The sequence below is a fragment of the Pseudomonas sp. FSO-7 genome (assembly GCF_059579345.1).
This window is the reverse complement of sequence record NZ_CM184193.1, coordinates 5,115,167-5,132,578: the sequence shown is the minus strand read 5'-3', so window position 1 is coordinate 5,132,578 and position 17,412 is coordinate 5,115,167. Positions and strand designations below refer to the sequence as shown.

16 protein-coding genes are annotated in these 17,412 nt (G+C 60.8%); 4 read left to right on the top strand and 12 right to left on the bottom strand.

Annotated features, from left to right (window positions below; genetic code table 11):
* Window positions 1-216: 216 nt before the first annotated feature.
* Window positions 217-1,122 carry a LysR family transcriptional regulator gene (locus AC515T_RS22485; RefSeq protein WP_496530074.1) on the bottom strand — a complete coding sequence of 302 codons (906 nt, stop codon included), beginning with the start codon at window positions 1,120-1,122 and terminating at the stop codon, window positions 217-219.
* A gap of 114 nt (window positions 1,123-1,236) precedes the next feature.
* Here AC515T_RS22485 and AC515T_RS22480 point away from each other — a divergent pair, with 114 nt between their 5' ends.
* Together AC515T_RS22480 and AC515T_RS22475 are read left to right on the top strand one after the other, a co-directional pair.
* Window positions 1,237-2,115: an MBL fold metallo-hydrolase gene (locus tag AC515T_RS22480; protein ID WP_496530073.1), complete on the top strand. Its 879-nt coding sequence runs from the start codon at window positions 1,237-1,239 to the stop codon at window positions 2,113-2,115.
* 262 nt (window positions 2,116-2,377) lie between these two features.
* On the top strand, window positions 2,378-2,992 hold the full coding sequence (locus AC515T_RS22475; RefSeq protein ID WP_496530072.1) for an NAD(P)-dependent oxidoreductase: 615 nt from the start codon (window positions 2,378-2,380) through the stop codon (window positions 2,990-2,992).
* A gap of 9 nt (window positions 2,993-3,001) precedes the next feature.
* On the opposite strand, the gene AC515T_RS22470 is transcribed toward AC515T_RS22475, so the two are convergent.
* The 11 genes from AC515T_RS22470 to AC515T_RS22420 form a co-directional block, all read right to left on the bottom strand.
* The gene (locus AC515T_RS22470; protein ID WP_163006902.1) at window positions 3,002-3,331 is read right to left on the bottom strand and encodes a GlpM family protein; all 330 of its coding nucleotides are present in this window, start codon (window positions 3,329-3,331) and stop codon (window positions 3,002-3,004) included.
* 24 nt (window positions 3,332-3,355) lie between these two features.
* Entirely contained in the window at window positions 3,356-4,684 is a 1,329-nt protein-coding gene (gene aauR, locus AC515T_RS22465; RefSeq protein ID WP_496530071.1) for a two-component response regulator AauR, read from the bottom strand.
* The gene (gene aauS / locus AC515T_RS22460; RefSeq protein WP_496530070.1) at window positions 4,681-6,582 is read right to left on the bottom strand and encodes a two-component sensor histidine kinase AauS; all 1,902 of its coding nucleotides are present in this window, start codon (window positions 6,580-6,582) and stop codon (window positions 4,681-4,683) included. The genes aauR and aauS overlap by 4 nt, the downstream gene beginning before the upstream one ends.
* 160 nt (window positions 6,583-6,742) lie before the next feature.
* Window positions 6,743-7,477: an amino acid ABC transporter ATP-binding protein gene (locus AC515T_RS22455; protein ID WP_003204983.1), complete on the bottom strand. Its 735-nt coding sequence runs from the start codon at window positions 7,475-7,477 to the stop codon at window positions 6,743-6,745.
* The gene (locus tag AC515T_RS22450; RefSeq protein WP_109753832.1) at window positions 7,474-8,145 is read right to left on the bottom strand and encodes an amino acid ABC transporter permease; all 672 of its coding nucleotides are present in this window, start codon (window positions 8,143-8,145) and stop codon (window positions 7,474-7,476) included. Before AC515T_RS22450 ends, AC515T_RS22455 begins: the two co-directional genes overlap by 4 nt.
* Complete coding sequence (locus AC515T_RS22445; RefSeq protein ID WP_496530069.1) at window positions 8,145-8,891, bottom strand: amino acid ABC transporter permease; 747 nt, start codon at window positions 8,889-8,891, stop codon at window positions 8,145-8,147. The genes AC515T_RS22450 and AC515T_RS22445 overlap by 1 nt, the downstream gene beginning before the upstream one ends.
* Before the next feature lie 190 nt (window positions 8,892-9,081).
* On the bottom strand, window positions 9,082-9,996 hold the full coding sequence (locus tag AC515T_RS22440; RefSeq protein ID WP_496530068.1) for a glutamate/aspartate ABC transporter substrate-binding protein: 915 nt from the start codon (window positions 9,994-9,996) through the stop codon (window positions 9,082-9,084).
* A gap of 448 nt (window positions 9,997-10,444) precedes the next feature.
* Window positions 10,445-11,983, bottom strand: a complete 1,539-nt coding sequence (glpD, locus tag AC515T_RS22435) for a glycerol-3-phosphate dehydrogenase (RefSeq protein WP_496530067.1) — start codon at window positions 11,981-11,983, stop codon at window positions 10,445-10,447.
* Between the two features lie 332 nt (window positions 11,984-12,315).
* Window positions 12,316-13,071: a DeoR/GlpR family transcriptional regulator gene (locus tag AC515T_RS22430; RefSeq protein WP_496530066.1), complete on the bottom strand. Its 756-nt coding sequence runs from the start codon at window positions 13,069-13,071 to the stop codon at window positions 12,316-12,318.
* Between the two features lie 85 nt (window positions 13,072-13,156).
* Window positions 13,157-14,662, bottom strand: a complete 1,506-nt coding sequence (glpK, locus tag AC515T_RS22425) for a glycerol kinase GlpK (protein WP_496530065.1) — start codon at window positions 14,660-14,662, stop codon at window positions 13,157-13,159.
* 74 nt (window positions 14,663-14,736) lie between these two features.
* Window positions 14,737-15,588, bottom strand: a complete 852-nt coding sequence (locus AC515T_RS22420; RefSeq protein WP_496530064.1) for an MIP/aquaporin family protein — start codon at window positions 15,586-15,588, stop codon at window positions 14,737-14,739.
* A 323-nt stretch (window positions 15,589-15,911) separates the two neighbouring features.
* On the opposite strand from AC515T_RS22420, the gene ybaK reads away from it, so the two are divergent.
* A complete protein-coding gene (ybaK, locus tag AC515T_RS22415; protein ID WP_003204968.1) occupies window positions 15,912-16,382 on the top strand; it encodes a Cys-tRNA(Pro) deacylase in 471 nt (156 codons plus the stop codon).
* A 182-nt stretch (window positions 16,383-16,564) separates the two neighbouring features.
* Window positions 16,565-17,356 carry a PhzF family phenazine biosynthesis protein gene (locus tag AC515T_RS22410; protein WP_305468215.1) on the top strand — a complete coding sequence of 264 codons (792 nt, stop codon included), beginning with the start codon at window positions 16,565-16,567 and terminating at the stop codon, window positions 17,354-17,356.
* The last annotated feature ends 56 nt before the right edge of the window (window positions 17,357-17,412 follow it).

Here is a 17,412-nt window from a genome sequence, read left to right as displayed (position 1 = left end):
GCGGTTTTGGGTTCTGGAATGCGGAGGGTGGCCAGTATGCCTTGGGGCGGGCTGTTGGTGAAATCCTGGCGGGTGAGTAAAGAAATACACCGGACTTATTGTGGGAGCGAGCCTGCTCGCGATAGCGGTGGATCAGACAACATCTTTATTGGCTGTCACACCGCTATCGCGAGCAGGCTCGCTCCCACAGGGGAACTTCATTGTGGCCAATACTGTTTAGAGCCCCGCATCCCAACCAGGTGTCTCGGGAAACTTCAGCACCAGGAAATCCAGCAGGCTGCGCAGCGCCGACGGCATGTGCTTGCGTGAGGCATACACCGCGTACATGTTCATCCGGCGCGGTTCGGCATGAGGCAGCAGGCGGATCAGTTCGCCGTTCTTGATGTGGGCGCCGGCCTGGTAGCTGGGCAGCATCGCCACGCCTGCGCCGGCTATCGTGGTCTGAAGCAAGGTGCTGGCTTCGTTGGCGCTGATGTTGCCTTGCACCGGCACCGAGACCTGTTCGCCGTCCTGTTCGAAATGCCACAGGCTCTTGCCGACGTAGGAGTGGGTCAGGCAGTTGTGCCGGCTCAGGTCTTCCACGCGCAGCGGTGTGGAGTGCTCATGCAGGTACCGCGGCGAGGCGCAGATCACCGAACGGCAGACGGTCAGGCGACGGGCGATCAGGTTCGGGTCCAGGTCGTTGCTCATGCGGATCGCCAGGTCGATGCGTTCGTCCACCAGGTTGACGGTGCGGTCGAGCATCTGCAGGTCGACGCTCACCCCGGGGTAGCGCTTGACGTATTCGGCCATGGCACTCGCCAGTTGGGCCTGGCCGAACGAGGTGCTGGCGCTGATGCGCAGCATGCCCCGTGGTGCGTCGTCCGGGGGGCTGACGGCCGCTTGCATGTCGCCGGACAGCTCCAGCATCTGCCGGCAGCGCGGCAGGATCTCGGAACCTGCGGCCGTCAGGCTCAGCTTGCGGGTGGTGCGGTGCATCAGCCGGGCACCGACCCAATCTTCCAGCTCTGCCAGGTAGCGCGACACCACCGGCCGCGAGAGGTCCAGATGCTCGGCCGCCGCCGACTGGCTGCCCAGGTCGACCACCGTGACGAACACCCGCATTGCTTGTAGACGATCCATGATTTGCCCGCTTTCAGAAACAAACTATGTCCCAGCATCGCATTTTTTGTAACGAGTCAGGCAACTAAGCTCAGTCCCATTCCCCTGACGGGTTTTTGGACAACGGAGCACACCATGACCGGCTTTATCCCACTCAAGCGCCTGCTGCTGACAACCGCCGCCTTGGCCTTCACTGCCCAGAGCTGGGCCGCCAACTTGACGCTCGACGTCTACAACCCTGGCGCGACGGCGGTTTTCCCGGTGACGTCGGTGTTGGTCAGCGGTGAAAAAGAGGCGATTTTGGTGGACGCCCAGTTCGGCAAATCCCAGGCCGCCCAGGTGGTGGAAAAAATCCGCGCCAGTGGCAAGCGATTGACCACGATCTACATCAGCCATGGCGATCCAGACTACTATTTTGGTCTGGAAACCCTCACCGCCGCGTTCCCGGAGGCCAAGGTGCTGGCCTCGGCGCCGACCGTCGAGCACATCAAGCACACCATGGACGGCAAGCTGAAATACTGGGGGCCGATCCTGAAGAGCGATGCGCCGACCAAAGCTATCGTGCCTCAGGTGCTCAAGGGCGACAGCCTGACCCTGGAAGGCCAGCGCTTGCAGGTCGTCGGCCTCGATGGTCCGCAACCGGACCGCAGTTTCGTGTGGATTCCATCGATCAAGGCGGTGGTTGGCGGTGTGGTGGTGGCCGAGAACATTCACGTGTGGATGGCCGATACCCAGACGCCGCAGTCTCACAAGGATTGGCTGGCGACCCTCGCCAACATTGAACAACTGCAACCGAGCACGGTGATTCCGGGTCATTACCTGGGTGACAGCGCCCGTTCCCTGGCCCCGGTGCGCTTCACCGCCGGTTACATCAAGGCTTTCGACGAAGAAACCGCCAAGGCCAAGGATTCCGCCGCGCTGATCCGCGCCATGAAACTACGCTATCCAGACCTGGGTGAAGACAGCTCCCTGGAGCTCAGTGCCAAGGTGGCGAAGGGCGAGATGAAGTGGTGAGGTATTGAAGCAGCGATGAGGCTGGGCTGATGAGCTTTTGTGGCGAGGGAGCTTGCTCCCGCTGGGCTGCGCAGCGGCCCCAATACCAGCCAATGAGTTCTACCTGGCACACCGCATGAGCATTTTTGCGACTGCTGCGCAGCCGAGCGGGAGCAAGCTCCCTCGCCACAAGGGCTTCATTTCAAGCCACGAAGGTTCTGTCACTTGGAAATATTCAAGCAACCGCTTCAATAGCATCTTTGTGTAATCAATGGAGAACACCATGAGCAAAATCGCAATCATCGGCGCCACCGGGCGTGCGGGTAGCCAACTGTTGGAAGAGGCCCTGCGCCGTGGTCACAGCGTGACGGCCATTGCCCGCAACACCGCGAAAATCGGCGAAAGGGCCGGGGTGGTCAGCAAGCAGTTGGACGTATTGGACAGCGAGGCGTTGATCGCCGCCATCGACGGGCATGACGTGGTGATCAGCGCTGCGCACTTTGCCAGTGTGCCGGCCGACAAGGTCATCGCACCGGTGAAAGCCGCCGGGGTCAAGCGCTTGCTGGTGGTCGGCGGGGCCGGTTCGTTGTTGCTGCCGGATAACAGCCGGGTGATCGACAGCGACGGTTTTCCGGAGGAGTACTTGGCCGAAGCCAGTGCCGGTGCATTGTTCCTGGATGTGCTGCGCAAGGAACAGGACCTGGACTGGACCTTCCTCTCGCCTTCGGCGGAGTTCGTCGAAACCGAGCGCACCGGGCGATTCCGTGTTGGCAAGGACCACCTGCTGTTCGATGACACCGGGCGCAGCTGGATCAGCTTTGCCGACTACGCCATTGCGATGATCGATGAAGTGGAAACGCCGCAGTTTTCGCGGACGCGGTTTACCGTCGGCTATTGATCACAGGGATCAGGCGTGAAGCCGTACCCAAACGCTGACCAGCACCGTCGCCGCCATCAGCCAGGCGACGGCTGCCACGGCCAATGAGGCTTCGAGGCGCATCCGGTCGACCATCACGTACAGCGTTGCGAGATAGACGAAGTACGGAATGATCGACCACATGCCAAACACGATGGTGGTCTTCAGATCGTCCACCGAGCGGCCTTTGCCGACGATGTAGTGGGCAATCAGGGCAAAGGTGGGGAACAGCGGCACCAGCCCGGCGATGTAGTAATTCTTGGTCTTGGCCAGCATCGCCAGGATGACCACCACGGCCGCACCCAGCGCCGCCTTGAAAATCAGGTCCACACGTTCACCATCCGGTTAATGGCTCAGGCCATATTTTTTGACTTTGTCGAACAACGTGGTCTTGGCCATGCCCAGTTCCTGGCTGGCCTGGGTCAGGTTGCCACCGCTGCGTTGCAGGGCGTCCACCAGCAGGTTGCGCTCGAAAGCTTCCACCGCTTCGGCGAAGGCCAGGCCCTGGTTGCCGCCGCTGGCGCCGGAGCGCTTGAACGCCGGCAGGCCCAGGGCGTAGCGCTCGGCGACGTTGCGCAGTTCGCGCACGTTGCCTGGCCAGTCGTGGCTCATCAGGTTCGACAGGGTCTGGTTGTCCAGCTCCGGCACCGTGCGGTCGAAGCGCAGGGACGACTGCTGAAGAAAATGCTCGAACAGTTGCAGGATGTCTTCGCGCCGCTCGCGCAGGGGCGGCAGTTCCAGGGTCACCACGTTGAGGCGGTAATACAGGTCGCTGCGAAACTGCCCGACCCGGCCCATTTCGTCCAGGTCGGACTTGGTGGCGGCGATCACCCGGCAATCCACCGCCACGCTCTGGTTCGAGCCCAGGCGTTCGAGGGTGCGTTCCTGCAACACGCGCAGCAACTTGATCTGCAAGGGCAGGGGCATGCTTTCCACTTCATCGAGAAACAGCGTGCCGCCATCGGCGTGCTCGATCTTGCCGATCCGGCGTTTGCCTGCACCGGTGAAGGCATTGGCCTCGTGACCGAAAATCTCGCTTTCGAACAGGTTCTCCGGCAGGCCGCCGCAGTTCAGCGCGACGAACTGCTTGTCGTGGCGCCGACTGAAATCATGCAGGCAGCGGGCGACCAGTTCCTTGCCGGTGCCGGTTTCGCCTTCGATCAGGACGTTGGCCGAGGTGTCGGCGACGTTGGCGATCAGCGCGCGCAGGTGTTGCATGGCCGGCGAGCGGCCAATGATCCGCCCTTCCAGGGAGTCGCGTTCGGCCAGTTGCCGACGCAGCGATGACACTTCGCGGGCCAGGCTGCGCTGCTCCAGGGCGCGGCGGGCGACGTCCACCAGGCGCTCAGGGGAGAAGGGTTTCTCCATGAAGTCATAGGCGCCTTTTTGCATGGCACCCACGGCCATGGAGATATCGCCGTGGCCGGTGATCAGCACCACTGGCAGGCTACGGTCCCGCGCCTTGAGGCGGGTCAGCAACTCCAAGCCGTCGATGCCCGGCAGGCGAATGTCGCTGATAACGATGCCGGCAAAGTTATCGTCGACTCGCTCCAGGGCTTCTTCGGCGCTGCCCACGCCGATGCAGGGAATGTCTTCCAGGCTCAGGGCCTGCTGGCAGCCCAGCAGGACGTGGGGGTCGTCTTCGACGATCAGTACGCTCAGGTCGTGGTTCATAGCGGCTCGGCAGGTAAAAGGCTGACCAACGGTAGATTGAGGACAAACGTCGTGCCACGCTCAAGCGGGTACTCGACGCCCAAATGCCCACCCGCGGCGGCGGCCAGGCTCGCCGAGAGCGTCAGGCCCAGGCCCAGGCCCTGTTCGCCAGGTTTGGTGGTGAAGAACGGTTCGAACAAATGCTTGCGGGCTTCAGGATCGATGCCATGGCCATTGTCCCGCACTCGCAGGCGATATTTGCCGTCGGCGGCCTGGCCGTCGAGCCACAGTTTCGGCTCGGGTTGCGTCTGCATCGCGTCCAGGGCATTGCCGATCAGGTTCACCAGGATCTGTTCCAGGCGGGTCTGGTCAATTTGCAATTGGACGTCATCGAAACCGCTGTGGATCTGGATGTCCAGGTTTTCCAGGCGTCCGCCCAGCAATTGCAACGCGGCCTCGACGGCCTTGCCCAGGCTCGCCCGACCCTGGTCATCGCCGCGCCGGGCGAAGGCGCGCAGGCTGGCGGTGATCCGGCCCATGCGGTCGATCAATTCGTTGATGGTCTTGAGGTTGGTGCTGGCGATGTCCAGCTGGCCGCGCTCCAGGAAGCGCACGGTATTGCCAGACAAGGTGCGCAGCGCCGCCAGCGGTTGGTTGAGCTCATGGGCGATGCTGGTGGACATTTGGCCGATGGCCGCCAGCTTACCGGCCTGGACCAGTTCGTCCTGGGCCCGGCGCAAGGTCTCTTCGGCCTGGCGCCGCTCGCGGATCTGGCCCTTGAGCCGTTCGTTGCTGGCGCGCAGGTCGGTGGTGCGTTCGGTAATCCGACGCTCAAGCTGGTTGTTGGCTTCCTGCAAGGCTTCCCGGGCCGCAAGGCGGGTGGCGATGACCTTGCGCCGTTCATTCCAGGCGATCAGCAGGAACGCCACCAGGGCGAAGGCCACGGCCACCAGGATGCCTTGGTTGATCGCCTGGCGACGCAGGTCTTCAAGGGGCGTCAGCAGGGTGAAATTCCACGGGGTATCGCTCAAGGGCCGAGTCTGCGACAAGTAGCTGATGGCGCGCTCGTCGGACACCAGTTCGGTGTTGGACGGGAAGGTCAGCTTTTCCATGCCTTCGGCCAGGCGTTCCCGGGCCAGGGGCACCAGTTCATTGAGCGGGAACCAGTAATATTGCAGGCTGCGGGCCAGGCGCTCCTTGGTCTCGTCGCTCAGGGGCCGCACCGACTTGAGCCGTCGCGCCGGGTCGCTGGACAGGATGATGATGCCGTTCTCATCACTGACGAACGCCTCCAGCCGCGCTCGCTGCCAGCGCTCCTCCATGGCTTCGAGGCGCACCTTGACCACGGCCACGCCGATGATCTTGCCCTGTTGCTCCAGGCCATGGGCCAGGTAGTAGCCGGGTTCGCCATTGGTGCTGCCAATGCCGTAGAACCGTCCCGGCTGGCCGCGTACGGCGTTCTGGAAATAGGCGCGGAAGGACAGGTCTTCGCCCAGGTAACTGTCGACATCGCGCCAGTTGCTGGTGGCCATGACCCGACCGGTGGTGTCCATGACGTAGATGGCCCGGCTGCGGCTACGGCGGTTCAGGCCTTCGAGGTATTCGTTGACGGTCTTGCGATGCTCGGGCGTCGGGTCGTCGAGCAGTTGCGAGACACTCGATTCAAGCTCCAGCAGGCTGGGCAGGTAGGTGTACTTGCTGATCTCGCTCTCGACCGCACGGGCGTGCAGCTCCAACTGGCGTTCGCCATTCTCGGCGAGGCCACGTACGCCATAGTGTTCGCTGATCCAGAAACCGAGGTAACCCAGGCCGATCATCAGCGCAATGACCAGCGGCGGCAGGAACAGATGGCGGATCAGGCGGGGTTTCACGGCGAGTGATGGCGGCGCGGCGCGATAAAGGGTGGGGTCGCATTTCATCACAGAAGCCTTGGGTCAACCACAACACAAATCGACAAACCAACAGTGCTCCCTTGTGGGAGCGAGCTTGCTCGCGATGACTGCTGATCAGTCGACAATAAGGTGACTGGCAGTCCGCTATCGCAAGCAAGCTCGCTCCCACAGTGGGAAGCGGTGTTGTTTAGTGCTGCAGGATTTTCTCAAGGAAATGCTGCGCACGTTCGGAGCGGGCGCTGATGTCGCCGAAGAACTCTTCTTTCTTGCAGTCTTCGATGATCTGGCCCTGGTCCATGAAGATCACCCGGTTCGCCACTTTGCGGGCGAAGCCCATTTCGTGGGTCACGCACATCATGGTCATGCCTTCGTGGGCCAGTTGCACCATGACGTCGAGCACTTCGTTGACCATTTCCGGGTCAAGGGCCGAGGTCGGTTCGTCGAACAGCATCACCACCGGGTCCATCGCCAGGGCACGGGCAATCGCCACGCGCTGCTGCTGGCCGCCGGAGAGCTGGCCCGGGTGCTTGTGGGCGTGGGCAGAAAGGCCAACGCGCTCAAGCAGTTGCAGGCCTTTCTTGGTGGCTTCTTCCTTGCTGCGGCCCAGCACCTTGATCTGCGCGATGGTCAGGTTCTCGGTGATGGTCAGGTGCGGAAACAGTTCGAAATGCTGGAACACCATGCCCACCCGCGAACGCAGTTTCGGCAGGTTGGTCTTCGGGTCGGCGATGGACGTGCCGTCGACCACGATGTCGCCTTTCTGGAACGGTTCCAGGGCGTTCACGCACTTGATCAGCGTGGATTTGCCCGAACCCGAAGGGCCGCACACCACCACAACCTCACCCTTGCTGACCTCGGTGCTGCAATTGGTCAGTACCTGGAAGTCCCCATACCACTTGTTGATGTTCTTGATAGAGATCATACGGCGAACCTTTTTTGCAGACGCTTGACCAGCAGCGAGGCGGCAAAGCTGATTGTGAAGTACACGAGACCTGCGATGATCAGGAACTCATTGGAGCGGCCGATGATGTCGCCATTGGCCCGCGAAGCATTGAGGAAGTCCACCAGGCCGACCGTGTAGACCAGCGAGGTGTCCTGAAACAGGATGATGCTTTGTTGCAGCAGCAGCGGGGTCATCTTGCGAAACGCCTGGGGCAGGATGATCAGGCGCATGGTCTGGCCATAGTTCATGCCCAGTGCCTGTGCGGCGCCCATCTGGCCCTTGGGGATCGACTGTACGCCGGCCCGCACGATTTCGCAGAAGTACGCCGCCTCGAACATCATGAACGCCACGACGCAGGAGCCGAACGCACCGATCGGCGTGTCCTCGCCGGTGATCCAGCGCAGCACGAACGGCACCGCCAGGTAGAACCAGGTGATGACCAGCAGCAGTGGAATCGAGCGGAAATAGTTGACGTAGGCGCCAGCGATATTGGAGACCAGCTTGTTGTGGGACAGGCGCATCAGCGCCAGGATCGTCCCCAGGATGATCCCGCCGACGACACCCAGGGCCATCAGCTTGAGGGTCATCACCATGCCGTTCCACAAGCCGGGAATGGCCGGGATGATGCCAGTGAAGTCGAATTCCATTATTTACCCCCCACGGAGATCAGGCCGGGCACCGCGACTTTCTTCTCGACCATGCGCATGAGCAGCATCAGGCTCATGTTCAGGGTGAAGTAGATCAGCGTCGCCAGGGTGAAGGCTTCGAACAGGTTGGCGGAGAACTCGGCGGTCTGTTTGGTCTGCGCGAGCAGCTCCATCAGGCCGATCAGCGAGGCCACGGAGGAGTTCTTGAAGACGTTGAGGAATTCCGAGGTAAGCGGCGGAATGATGATCCGGTAGGCCTGGGGCAGCAGCACGTTCCAGTAGATCTGCGGCAGCTTGAAGCCCATGGCGCGGGCGGCGGATTCCTGGCCGCGCGGCAGCGCCTGGATGCCGGTGCGCACTTGTTCGCAGACCCGGGCGGCGGTGAACAGGCCCAGGCACACCACGACGCTCAGGTAGGCCGAGGTGGTCGGGTTCAGGTCCTGCTTGTACCACTCCTGCATATCGGCGGGCAGCAGGTCCGGCACCAGGAAGTACCAGATGAACAGCTGAACCAGCAGCGGCACGTTACGGAAAAGCTCCACGTAGCACGTGGCGATACCCGACACCAGCCGGTTCGGCACGGTACGCATCACACCCAGGATCGAGCCCAGCAGCAGGGCAATGATCCAGGCGACGACGGCGATGGCGATGGTCCAGCCCAGGCCGGCCACGTACCAGTCGAGATAAACCTCGCTGCCCACGCCGGTGGACTTGAAGAACACGCCCCAGTCCCAGTTGTAATTCATTAGGGTCTCCCCTCAGATCGATCGATGTACAAATATCTGCAGGGGGAAGTCCTTTCCCACCCGACGTTGAACGCCAGGCACACACGAGCGGCTCGACAGCCACCGGTTCGAGTGTTTCCAGATTTGCCAGCAGGGAGTGACCATCCCCTGAAAGGGCCGGGCCCCTTCAGAGGATAAGGTTAGTCAGAAATCAGGATTTCTTGTCGTCAGCCGCTTTATCGGTCGGGTTGGCGATCAAAGCCTTGAGTTCTTCGCTCATCGGGAAGTTCAGGTTCAGGCCTTTTGGCGGGATCGGCTGCATGAACCATTTTTCGTAGATCTTGTTGATCTCGCCCGAAGCGTAGGTGGCCTTGATGGCGTCATCCACAGCCTTTTTGAATGGCTCGTCGCCTTTGCGCATCATGCAGCCGTAGATTTCGTAGGACTGAGGTGTACCGGTGACGGCCCAGTCATCAGCCTTCTTGGCCTTGGCGGCTTCGCCGGCCAGCAGGGCGTCGTCCATCATGAACGCGACGGCACGACCCGATTCCAGCATCTGGAAGGATTCGCCGTGGTCCTTGGCGGAGATGACGTTCATGCCCATTTGCTTGTCGGCGTTCATGGCCTTGAGCAGGCGCTCGGACGTGGTGCCGGCGGTGGTCACGACGTTCTTGCCCTTGAGGTCGTCGAAATCCTTGTACTTGGAGTCTTTCTTGGACAGCAGCTTGGTACCGATTTCGAAGATGCCAACGGAGAAGGCGACTTGCTGCTGGCGCTCAACGTTATTGGTGGTGGAGCCGCACTCCAGGTCCACGGTGCCGTTCTGCACCAGCGGGATACGGGTTTGCGAGGTGACCAGGTTGTACTTGACCTGCAGGTTCGGCACGTCCAGCTCTTTCTTCAGGGCTTCGACGACTTTCAGCTGGATGTCGTGGGAGTAGCCGACCGGCTTGCCGGAAGCGTCTGCGATGTAGGAGAACGGAATGGAAGCGTCGCGATGGCCAAGCGTAATGACGCCGGACTCTTTGATCTTTTTCAGTGTGCCGGTCAGTTCGGCTGCGAAAACCGGAGTGCTGATCAGAGCGGCAGCAATGGCTGCGCCCAGGAGATGGGGAACGATACGCATCGATGTTTCCTCGACATTGTTTTTTTTATTTCGGCCGGTTCGTCGGCCCTGAGTACTTCGAGATGCCTGGCAGCTCCTGGTGTGTTGGCGTGCAGGCATTCGTCTCCAGGAGTGTAGAGCATGAGTCGTGCCAGGCCAGTCGCCTATAAATAACTTATTGTTTTTAAAGGTAATTAATGTTTTGTTTCAGGTTTTATGCGGAATGCTTTATCCGGTTTGCCGAACTGACTGGAGGGTCGTGTTCGGAAAACCGAATGGCTTGAGCCTGCCTCGACCCACTGTGGGAGCGAGCTTGCTCGCGATAGCGGTGGGTCAGTCACATAGAGGTTGAATGTGCTGGCGTCATCGCGAGCAAGCTCGCTCTCACAGGGGGGCATCGGTGGACGCCAGATAGCAAAAAGCCCCTGAATCGCTGGATTCAGGGGCTTTGGGTTTTGCGGGATATCAGTCAGGCCGCTTCGATCTTGCGACGGTTGTGCTCGACCTTCTCCAGGTACTGCTGCAGCTTCTCCTGCTCGGCCGGGGTGGTGAACAAGCCCAGCTTGCTGCGGCGCCAGAGGATGTCCTGGGCATCGACGGCCCATTCGTCGCTGCATAGATAATCGACTTCGCGGGTGTAAAGGCCGGCACCGAGGTGCTCGCCCAGGTCGCCCAGGTCATGCACGCCTTCGAGCATGCGCCAGGTACGGCTGCCATAGGTGGTGGCCCAGCGGCGAGCGATGACGGTTGGCAGCCAGTCGAACTTGTCACGCAGCGCCGAGCACAGGGCTTGCGGGGTGGTTATGTTTTCGCCGCCGGGGAGGGCCTCTACGGCGGTCCAGCTCCCGCGCATCTGCGTGAAGTAGGGAGCCAGTTGCGCCATGGCCGATTCGGCCAGTTTGCGATAAGTGGTCAGCTTGCCGCCGAACACCGACAGCAACGGGGCTTCTTCGCCGCCGCCCGACAGCGCCAGGGTGTAGTCCCGGGTCACGGCCGATGGATTGTCGGATTCGTCGTTGCACAGCGGACGGACACCGGAATAGCTGTGCAGGATATCGTCGCGGCTGATCTGCTTCTTGAAGTGGGCATTGACCACTTTCAGCAGGTAATCGGTTTCGCCTTCGGTGATTGCCACTTTGGCCGGGTCGCCGGTGTATTCGCGATCCGTCGTACCGATCAGGGTGAACTGGTTCAGATACGGAATGGTGAACACGATGCGCTGATCCTCGTTTTGCAGAATGTGCGCATGTTCGCCTTCGTAGAGTTTCGGCACGATCAGGTGGCTGCCCTGGATCAGGCGGATGCCGTAGGGTGATTCCAGCTTCAGGTCATCGCGAATGAACTTGGCGACCCACGGGCCGGCGGCATTGACCAACGCCTTGGCGCGGATCGAAAACAGGCTGCCGTCGGCACGCTCCAGGTGCAAATGCCACAGGCCTTTGCTGCGGCGGGCGTTCACACAGCGGGTGCGGGTGTGGATATGCGCGCCTTTTTCCCGGGCGGCCATGGCGTTGAGCACCACCAGCCGTGCGTCGTCGACCCAGCAGTCGGAATATTCGAAACCTTTGGTGATCTCGCTTTTCAGCGCGCTGTCGGCACCGAATTTCAGGCTTTTGGAGCCGGCGAGCTGTTCACGTTTGCCCAGGTGATCGTAGAGGAACAGCCCGGCGCGAATCATCCAGGCCGGGCGCAGGTGCGGGCGGTGGGGCAGCACGAAGCGCATTTGCTTGACGATGTGCGGGGCCTTGGTCAGCAGCACTTCGCGTTCGGCCAGTGCTTCACGCACCAGGCGGAACTCATAATGTTCAAGGTAGCGCAGGCCGCCATGGATCAGCTTGCTGCTGGCCGAAGAAGTATGGCTGGCCAGGTCGTCCTTTTCACAAAGGAACACCGAAAGACCGCGACCGGCAGCGTCCGCGGCAATCCCCACGCCATTGATACCGCCGCCAATGACGGCGACGTCATAGATCTCGGCGAGAGGGGGCGTAGGCAAGGTAGAAGTGGGCATCGGCTGGCCTCGGGCTTTTTTCGTAATATTTGAATTCGAACATAAATGTTCATTTGCGAAAATACTAGCCCATAAGCACAGCCACAGCCAGTCGAATTCGATTGAAATTACTGATCGAAGGAAGCTGAAAGGAAAATTTACGAACATGAGGCCGGGCGAGGGGTGTGAGTGGGGATGCTTTTGTGGCGAGGGGATTTATCCCCGCTGGGCTGCGTAGCAGCCCCAATACAGTCACTCAATTCGCCTGATACACCGAGTCGCCGGGTTTAGGTCTGCTTCGCAGCCCAGCGGGGATAAATCCCCTCGTCACAGGGGGAGGGGCGGGGGTGAACTCAGACCACCTCCAGCCGAATCTTGTGCTGGCTCAGCAGTTGCGTCAGGGCCGGCACGGGTTGCTGGTCGGTCACCAGGCAGTCGATCAGGCTGATGGGGCCCAGGCGGACCATGGCGTTGCGCCCGAATTTGCTGGAGTCCGCCGCCAACAGGACTTGCCGGGCATTGGCGATGATGGCTTGGGAAACCCGCACTTCCTGGTAGTCGAAGTCCAGCAGGCTGCCGTCTTCATCGATCCCGCTGATGCCCACCAGGGCGAAGTCGACCTTGAACTGGTTGATGAAGTCGACGCTGGCCTGGCCCACCACGCCACCGTCACGCCGTACGTTGCCGCCGGCGATCAGGACTTCGAAGTCGTCCTTGGCGCTGAGGATCGACGCCACGTGCAGGTTGTTGGTGATGACCTTCAGATGGTTGTGATTGAGCAGCGCTCGGGCGATGGATTCGGTGGTGGTGCCGATGTTGATAAACAGCGAGGCGTGATCGGGGATCTGGGCGGCGATGGCTTCGGCGATGCGTTGCTTCTCGTCGCGCATCTGGTCGGCGCGCATGGCGTAGGCGGTGTTTTCCACGCTTGAATCGTAGGCGGCGCCGCCGTGGTAGCGGCGCAGCAGGTTCACTTCCGCCAGTTGATTGATGTCGCGACGGATGGTTTGCGGGGTGACGACGAATAACTGCGCCATTTCCTCGATGCTGACATAGCCGCGTTCGCGGACCAGTTCGAGGATTTGCTGCTGGCGGGGAGGCAGATTCATGGGGCTTCCTTTGGGCTGCCGTACAAAATTTGCCCATGATGCCGCAGGAATCCACTCCCGACCAGTTTCAGAACCTTATCAGGCCTTATTCAGCGTCTTCATGGGGCTCCCAGTCGCGGGTGCGGCTGACCGCTTTCTGCCAGCCGGCATAGAGTTTTTCTTTCGCCGCCTCGTCCAGTTGCGGTTCGAATTCGCGCTCGATCACCGCTTTGCCGCGCAGTTCTTCCAGGCTGCCCCAGAAGCCGCACGCCAGGCCGGCCAGGTACGCCGCACCCAGGGCTGTGGTTTCACGCATTTTCGGCCGCTCGACCTGAGTGCCGAGGATGTCGGCCTGGAACTGCATCAGGAAGTTGTTCGCCACCGCGCCACCGTCGACGCGCAGGGCCCTGAGGCGTTCACCCGAATCCTGTTGCATGGCGTCGAGTACGTCGCGGGTCTGGTAGGCAATCGACTCCAGCGCTGCGCGGATGATGTGGTCGACCCGTACGCCACGGGTCAGGCCAAACAGCGCGCCACGGGCATAGGGGTCCCAATACGGCGCGCCCAGGCCGGTGAAGGCAGGCACCAGGTACACACCGTTGCTGTCCTTGACCTTGTTGGCAAAGTATTCGGTGTCCAGGGCGTCGTTGATGATCTTCAGTTCATCGCGCAGCCATTGGACTGTGGAGCCGCCATTGAATACGGCCCCTTCCAGGGCGTAGGCCACTTCGCCACGGGGGCCGCAGGCGATGGTGGTGAGCATGCCGTGATTGGATTTCACGGCTTTTTTCCCGGTGTTCATCAGCAGGAAGCAGCCGGTGCCGTAGGTGTTTTTCGCCTGGCCCGGCTCCACGCACATCTGGCCGAACAGGGCGGCCTGCTGGTCGCCGGCGATGCCACCGATGGCGATGCCGCTCTTGGTGCGGCCATAGATTTGCGAGGACGATTTCACTTCGGGGAGCATTTCGCGGGGGATGTCGAGGATATCGAGCATCTTGGCGTCCCATTCCAGGGAGTGAATGTTGAAGAGCATTGTGCGCGAGGCGTTGGTGTAGTCGGTTACGTGGACCTTGCCGCCGGTGAATTTCCAGATCAGCCAGCTATCGACCGTGCCGAACAGCAGCTCACCGTTGCGCGCACGCTCGCGGCTGCCTTCGACGTTGTCCAGGATCCACTTGAGCTTGGTGCCGGAGAAGTACGGGTCGGTGACCAGGCCGGTGGTCTGGCTGATGTATTGCTCGTGGCCGTCGCGCTTGAGCTGTTGGCAGATCTCGGTACTGCGCCGGCACTGCCAAACGATGGCGTTGTAGATCGGGCGGCCGGTGGTCTTGTCCCAGACCACGGTGGTTTCCCGCTGGTTGGTGATGCCGATGGCGGCCACCTGGTCATGGTGCAGGCCGGCCTGGGCCAGGGCTTCGACCATGACCGCGCTCTGGGTGGCGAAGATTTCCATCGGGTCGTGTTCGACCCAGCCGGCTTGCGGGTAATGCTGGGCGAATTCGCGTTGGGCGGTGCAGACCACGTTGGCATCACGGTCGAAGATGATCGCGCGCGAGCTGGTCGTACCCTGGTCGAGGGCAATGATGTAGTTCTTGTTCTGGATATCGGTCATGTCGATTGCCTTGGGACTAATAGGAGAGGAAGCCACGGCGCACGCTCGAAGGGCAGGAGCCTGCGCCGACTGTATCAGGACGTTCTGGGCTTGCCGTCAATGGCCGGTTTTGCATCCTTTGTAGCAGTTATGGCGCTGGGCAGGTGGCGGGCAATCAACCCGCGATAGGCCGCAGCACCGAGGCACGCCCCCACGATCGGGGCAAAAATCGGAACCAGGAAGTACGGGATGTCGCGTCCACCCGTGAGGGAAATTTCACCCCAGCCTGCGAAGAAAGTCATCAGTTTAGGACCGAAGTCCCGCGCCGGGTTCATCGCAAAGCCCGTCAGCGGCCCCATGGAACTGCCGATCACGGCAATCAGCAGGCCGATCAGCAACGGCGCCAGTGGGCCACGGGGCAAGCCGTTGTTGTCATCGGTCAGGGACATGATCACGCCCATCAGGATGGCGGTGATGATCGCTTCCACGAGGAAGGCTTGGCCAGTGGACAGTGCCGCGTGCGGGTAGGTGGAGAACACCGACGCCAGTTCGAGGCTCGTTTCGGTGCCACGAATCATGTGCCGGGACTGTTCGAAATCGAAGAATAGATTGCTGTACAGCGTGTAGACCAGGAGAGCGCCGCAGAAAGCGCCGGTCACTTGGGAAATGATGTAGAAAGGCAGTTTGCGCTTTTCGAAGTCGGTGAACAGGCACAGGGCGATGCTGACGGCGGGGTTGAGGTGGGCGCCGGAAACGCCTGCGCTCAGGTAGATTGCCATGCTGACACCGACGCCCCAGATGAGGCTGATTTCCCACAAACCGAAACTCGCACCCGCGACCTTGAGCGCCGCGACGCAACCGGTGCCAAAAAAGATCAGCAGGCCAGTGCCCAGGAATTCGGCCAGGCATTGGCTGGACAGGGATGGCTGTTGTAAAGCAGTTGTCATTCAAACCTCGGTTTTTTGTTGTTTTGCAGCGCGTTCGATAATGCTCGATTGCGCGACCTCCACCGAGGCAGGATCCCCATCCTGATCTCGGGTTGCAGCTTGAGACATGCAATGTGACTTTCAGTTTCGAAAAAATATAGACAAGAAACGCTGGTGTCAAAGGTCGAAAGTGAACCGCTGGTCACATTTAAACTATTCGCGCTGTGAATGACTCTCCTGTTGCCAACGCGTCATTGGCATTGGCAGTGCAGCCACAAAGCCTTTTCACAGACGATGGCTTAGAATCCGCTCAGTCTTTTTTGATTTCCTTATCAGGAGCGGTCATGACACCCGCGTTGGATCTGCTTAAGAAAGTGCGCGCCGAACATCGCATCCACAGTTATGAACACGATCCCAAGGCTGCGTCCTATGGCTTGGAGGCGGCGGAAAAGCTCGGGCTGGATCCGGCGCAGGTGTTCAAGACGTTGTTGGCGGCCAGCGAAAAAGGTGAGTTGTTGGTAGCGGTAGTGCCCGTGGCCGGGAGCCTGGATTTGAAAGGCCTGGCCCATGCTGCCGGCGTGAAGAAGGTCGAGATGGCCGACCCGGCCGCCGCGCAGCGTTCGACCGGTTATTTGCTCGGTGGTATCAGCCCGCTGGGGCAGAAGAAGCGTCTGCGCACGTTTATTGACAATTCCGCACAACCACTCGCCAGCATGTTCGTCAGTGCAGGAAGGCGTGGGTTGGAAGTCGAGCTGGCGCCTTCGGTATTGAAGGAGCACACCGGGGCGACGTTTGCTGATATCGGGCGGGCTTGATAGCAGGGTGGCTGCTGCGCAACCAGGCGGGAGCAAGCTCCCTCGCCACAAGGATGCGTAAGGCTTGGCTTTAGTCGGTTTTTTTATCCGGCGCTGTAGGGTGAAAATTCTACTGATCTGTCACTGGATAAGCCGTACCGCTACACCCCATGCTGGCGCATCAAAAAATAAGGAGAAGTGCCATGCAGCTTGCGTTTCATCAGGTCGATGCGTTCAGTGATCGGCCGTTCGGCGGTAACCCGGCGATGGTCTATCGGCTCGACGGCTGGCTGGCCGACGATTTGATGCAGAAGATCGCCGCCGAACATAACCTGGCTGAAACCGCATTTCTGGTGCGTGAAGGCCAGCATTGGCATATCCGCTGGTTCACCCCCACCACCGAAGTCCCGCTGTGTGGGCACGCCACGTTGGCCAGCGCTTATGTGCTGTTCGAGGTCTATCACGAAACGGTCGAGCGCCTGGATTTCATCTGCCGGTCCGGTTCGTTGAGCGTGACACGTGAAGGTGATCGGCTGTGGCTGGATTTTCCGGCCGTCGTGCCTGCCGAGTTGGGTGCGTCCCTGGCTGTGCAGAGTGCCTTGGGCGTCGAGGCGGTGGATGTGCTGAGTTCCAACGAACTGTTCGTGGTGCTGGAGTCGGAGCAAGCGGTGCTCGATTGCAAGCCGGACATGGCGGCCCTGGCGAAACTGCCCTGGCCCGGCGCTATCGTCACCGCGCCGGGGAGCAAGCATGATTTTGTCTCGCGCTATTTTGCCCCGGCGATCGGCATCAACGAAGACCCGGTGACCGGCTCGACCCATTGCAGCCTGATTCCCTATTGGTCCAAGCGCCTGGGCAAGCACGGACTGACGGCTTATCAATGTTCGGCCAGGGGTGGGGCGTTGTTTTGCCGGTTGGAGGGTGAGCGGGTGAAGATCGGCGGGAATGCGACGTTGGTGGCCAGTGGGACGTTGATGCTGCACTCAAGCCAATGACATCAAATGTGGGAGCGAGCTCGCTCGCGATAGCGCTGGTTCAGCGTGCATTAATG

What these genes read in the sequence shown, in the direction of transcription:
- AC515T_RS22420 (WP_496530064.1), bottom strand. Translation starts at nt 15,588, where the DNA reads ATGACAACTGCTTTACAACAGCCATCCCTGTCCAGCCAATGCCTGGCC.
- aauR (WP_496530071.1), bottom strand. Translation starts at nt 4,684, where the DNA reads ATGAACCACGACCTGAGCGTACTGATCGTCGAAGACGACCCCCACGTC.
- AC515T_RS22410 (WP_305468215.1), top strand. Translation starts at nt 16,565, where the DNA reads ATGCAGCTTGCGTTTCATCAGGTCGATGCGTTCAGTGATCGGCCGTTC.
- ybaK (WP_003204968.1), top strand. Translation starts at nt 15,912, where the DNA reads ATGACACCCGCGTTGGATCTGCTTAAGAAAGTGCGCGCCGAACATCGC.
- AC515T_RS22475 (WP_496530072.1), top strand. Translation starts at nt 2,378, where the DNA reads ATGAGCAAAATCGCAATCATCGGCGCCACCGGGCGTGCGGGTAGCCAA.
- AC515T_RS22430 (WP_496530066.1), bottom strand. Translation starts at nt 13,071, where the DNA reads ATGAATCTGCCTCCCCGCCAGCAGCAAATCCTCGAACTGGTCCGCGAA.
- aauS (WP_496530070.1), bottom strand. Translation starts at nt 6,582, where the DNA reads ATGAAATGCGACCCCACCCTTTATCGCGCCGCGCCGCCATCACTCGCC.
- AC515T_RS22440 (WP_496530068.1), bottom strand. Translation starts at nt 9,996, where the DNA reads ATGCGTATCGTTCCCCATCTCCTGGGCGCAGCCATTGCTGCCGCTCTG.
- AC515T_RS22445 (WP_496530069.1), bottom strand. Translation starts at nt 8,891, where the DNA reads ATGAATTACAACTGGGACTGGGGCGTGTTCTTCAAGTCCACCGGCGTG.
- AC515T_RS22480 (WP_496530073.1), top strand. Translation starts at nt 1,237, where the DNA reads ATGACCGGCTTTATCCCACTCAAGCGCCTGCTGCTGACAACCGCCGCC.
- AC515T_RS22455 (WP_003204983.1), bottom strand. Translation starts at nt 7,477, where the DNA reads ATGATCTCTATCAAGAACATCAACAAGTGGTATGGGGACTTCCAGGTA.
- AC515T_RS22450 (WP_109753832.1), bottom strand. Translation starts at nt 8,145, where the DNA reads ATGGAATTCGACTTCACTGGCATCATCCCGGCCATTCCCGGCTTGTGG.
- glpK (WP_496530065.1), bottom strand. Translation starts at nt 14,662, where the DNA reads ATGACCGATATCCAGAACAAGAACTACATCATTGCCCTCGACCAGGGT.
- glpD (WP_496530067.1), bottom strand. Translation starts at nt 11,983, where the DNA reads ATGCCCACTTCTACCTTGCCTACGCCCCCTCTCGCCGAGATCTATGAC.
- AC515T_RS22485 (WP_496530074.1), bottom strand. Translation starts at nt 1,122, where the DNA reads ATGGATCGTCTACAAGCAATGCGGGTGTTCGTCACGGTGGTCGACCTG.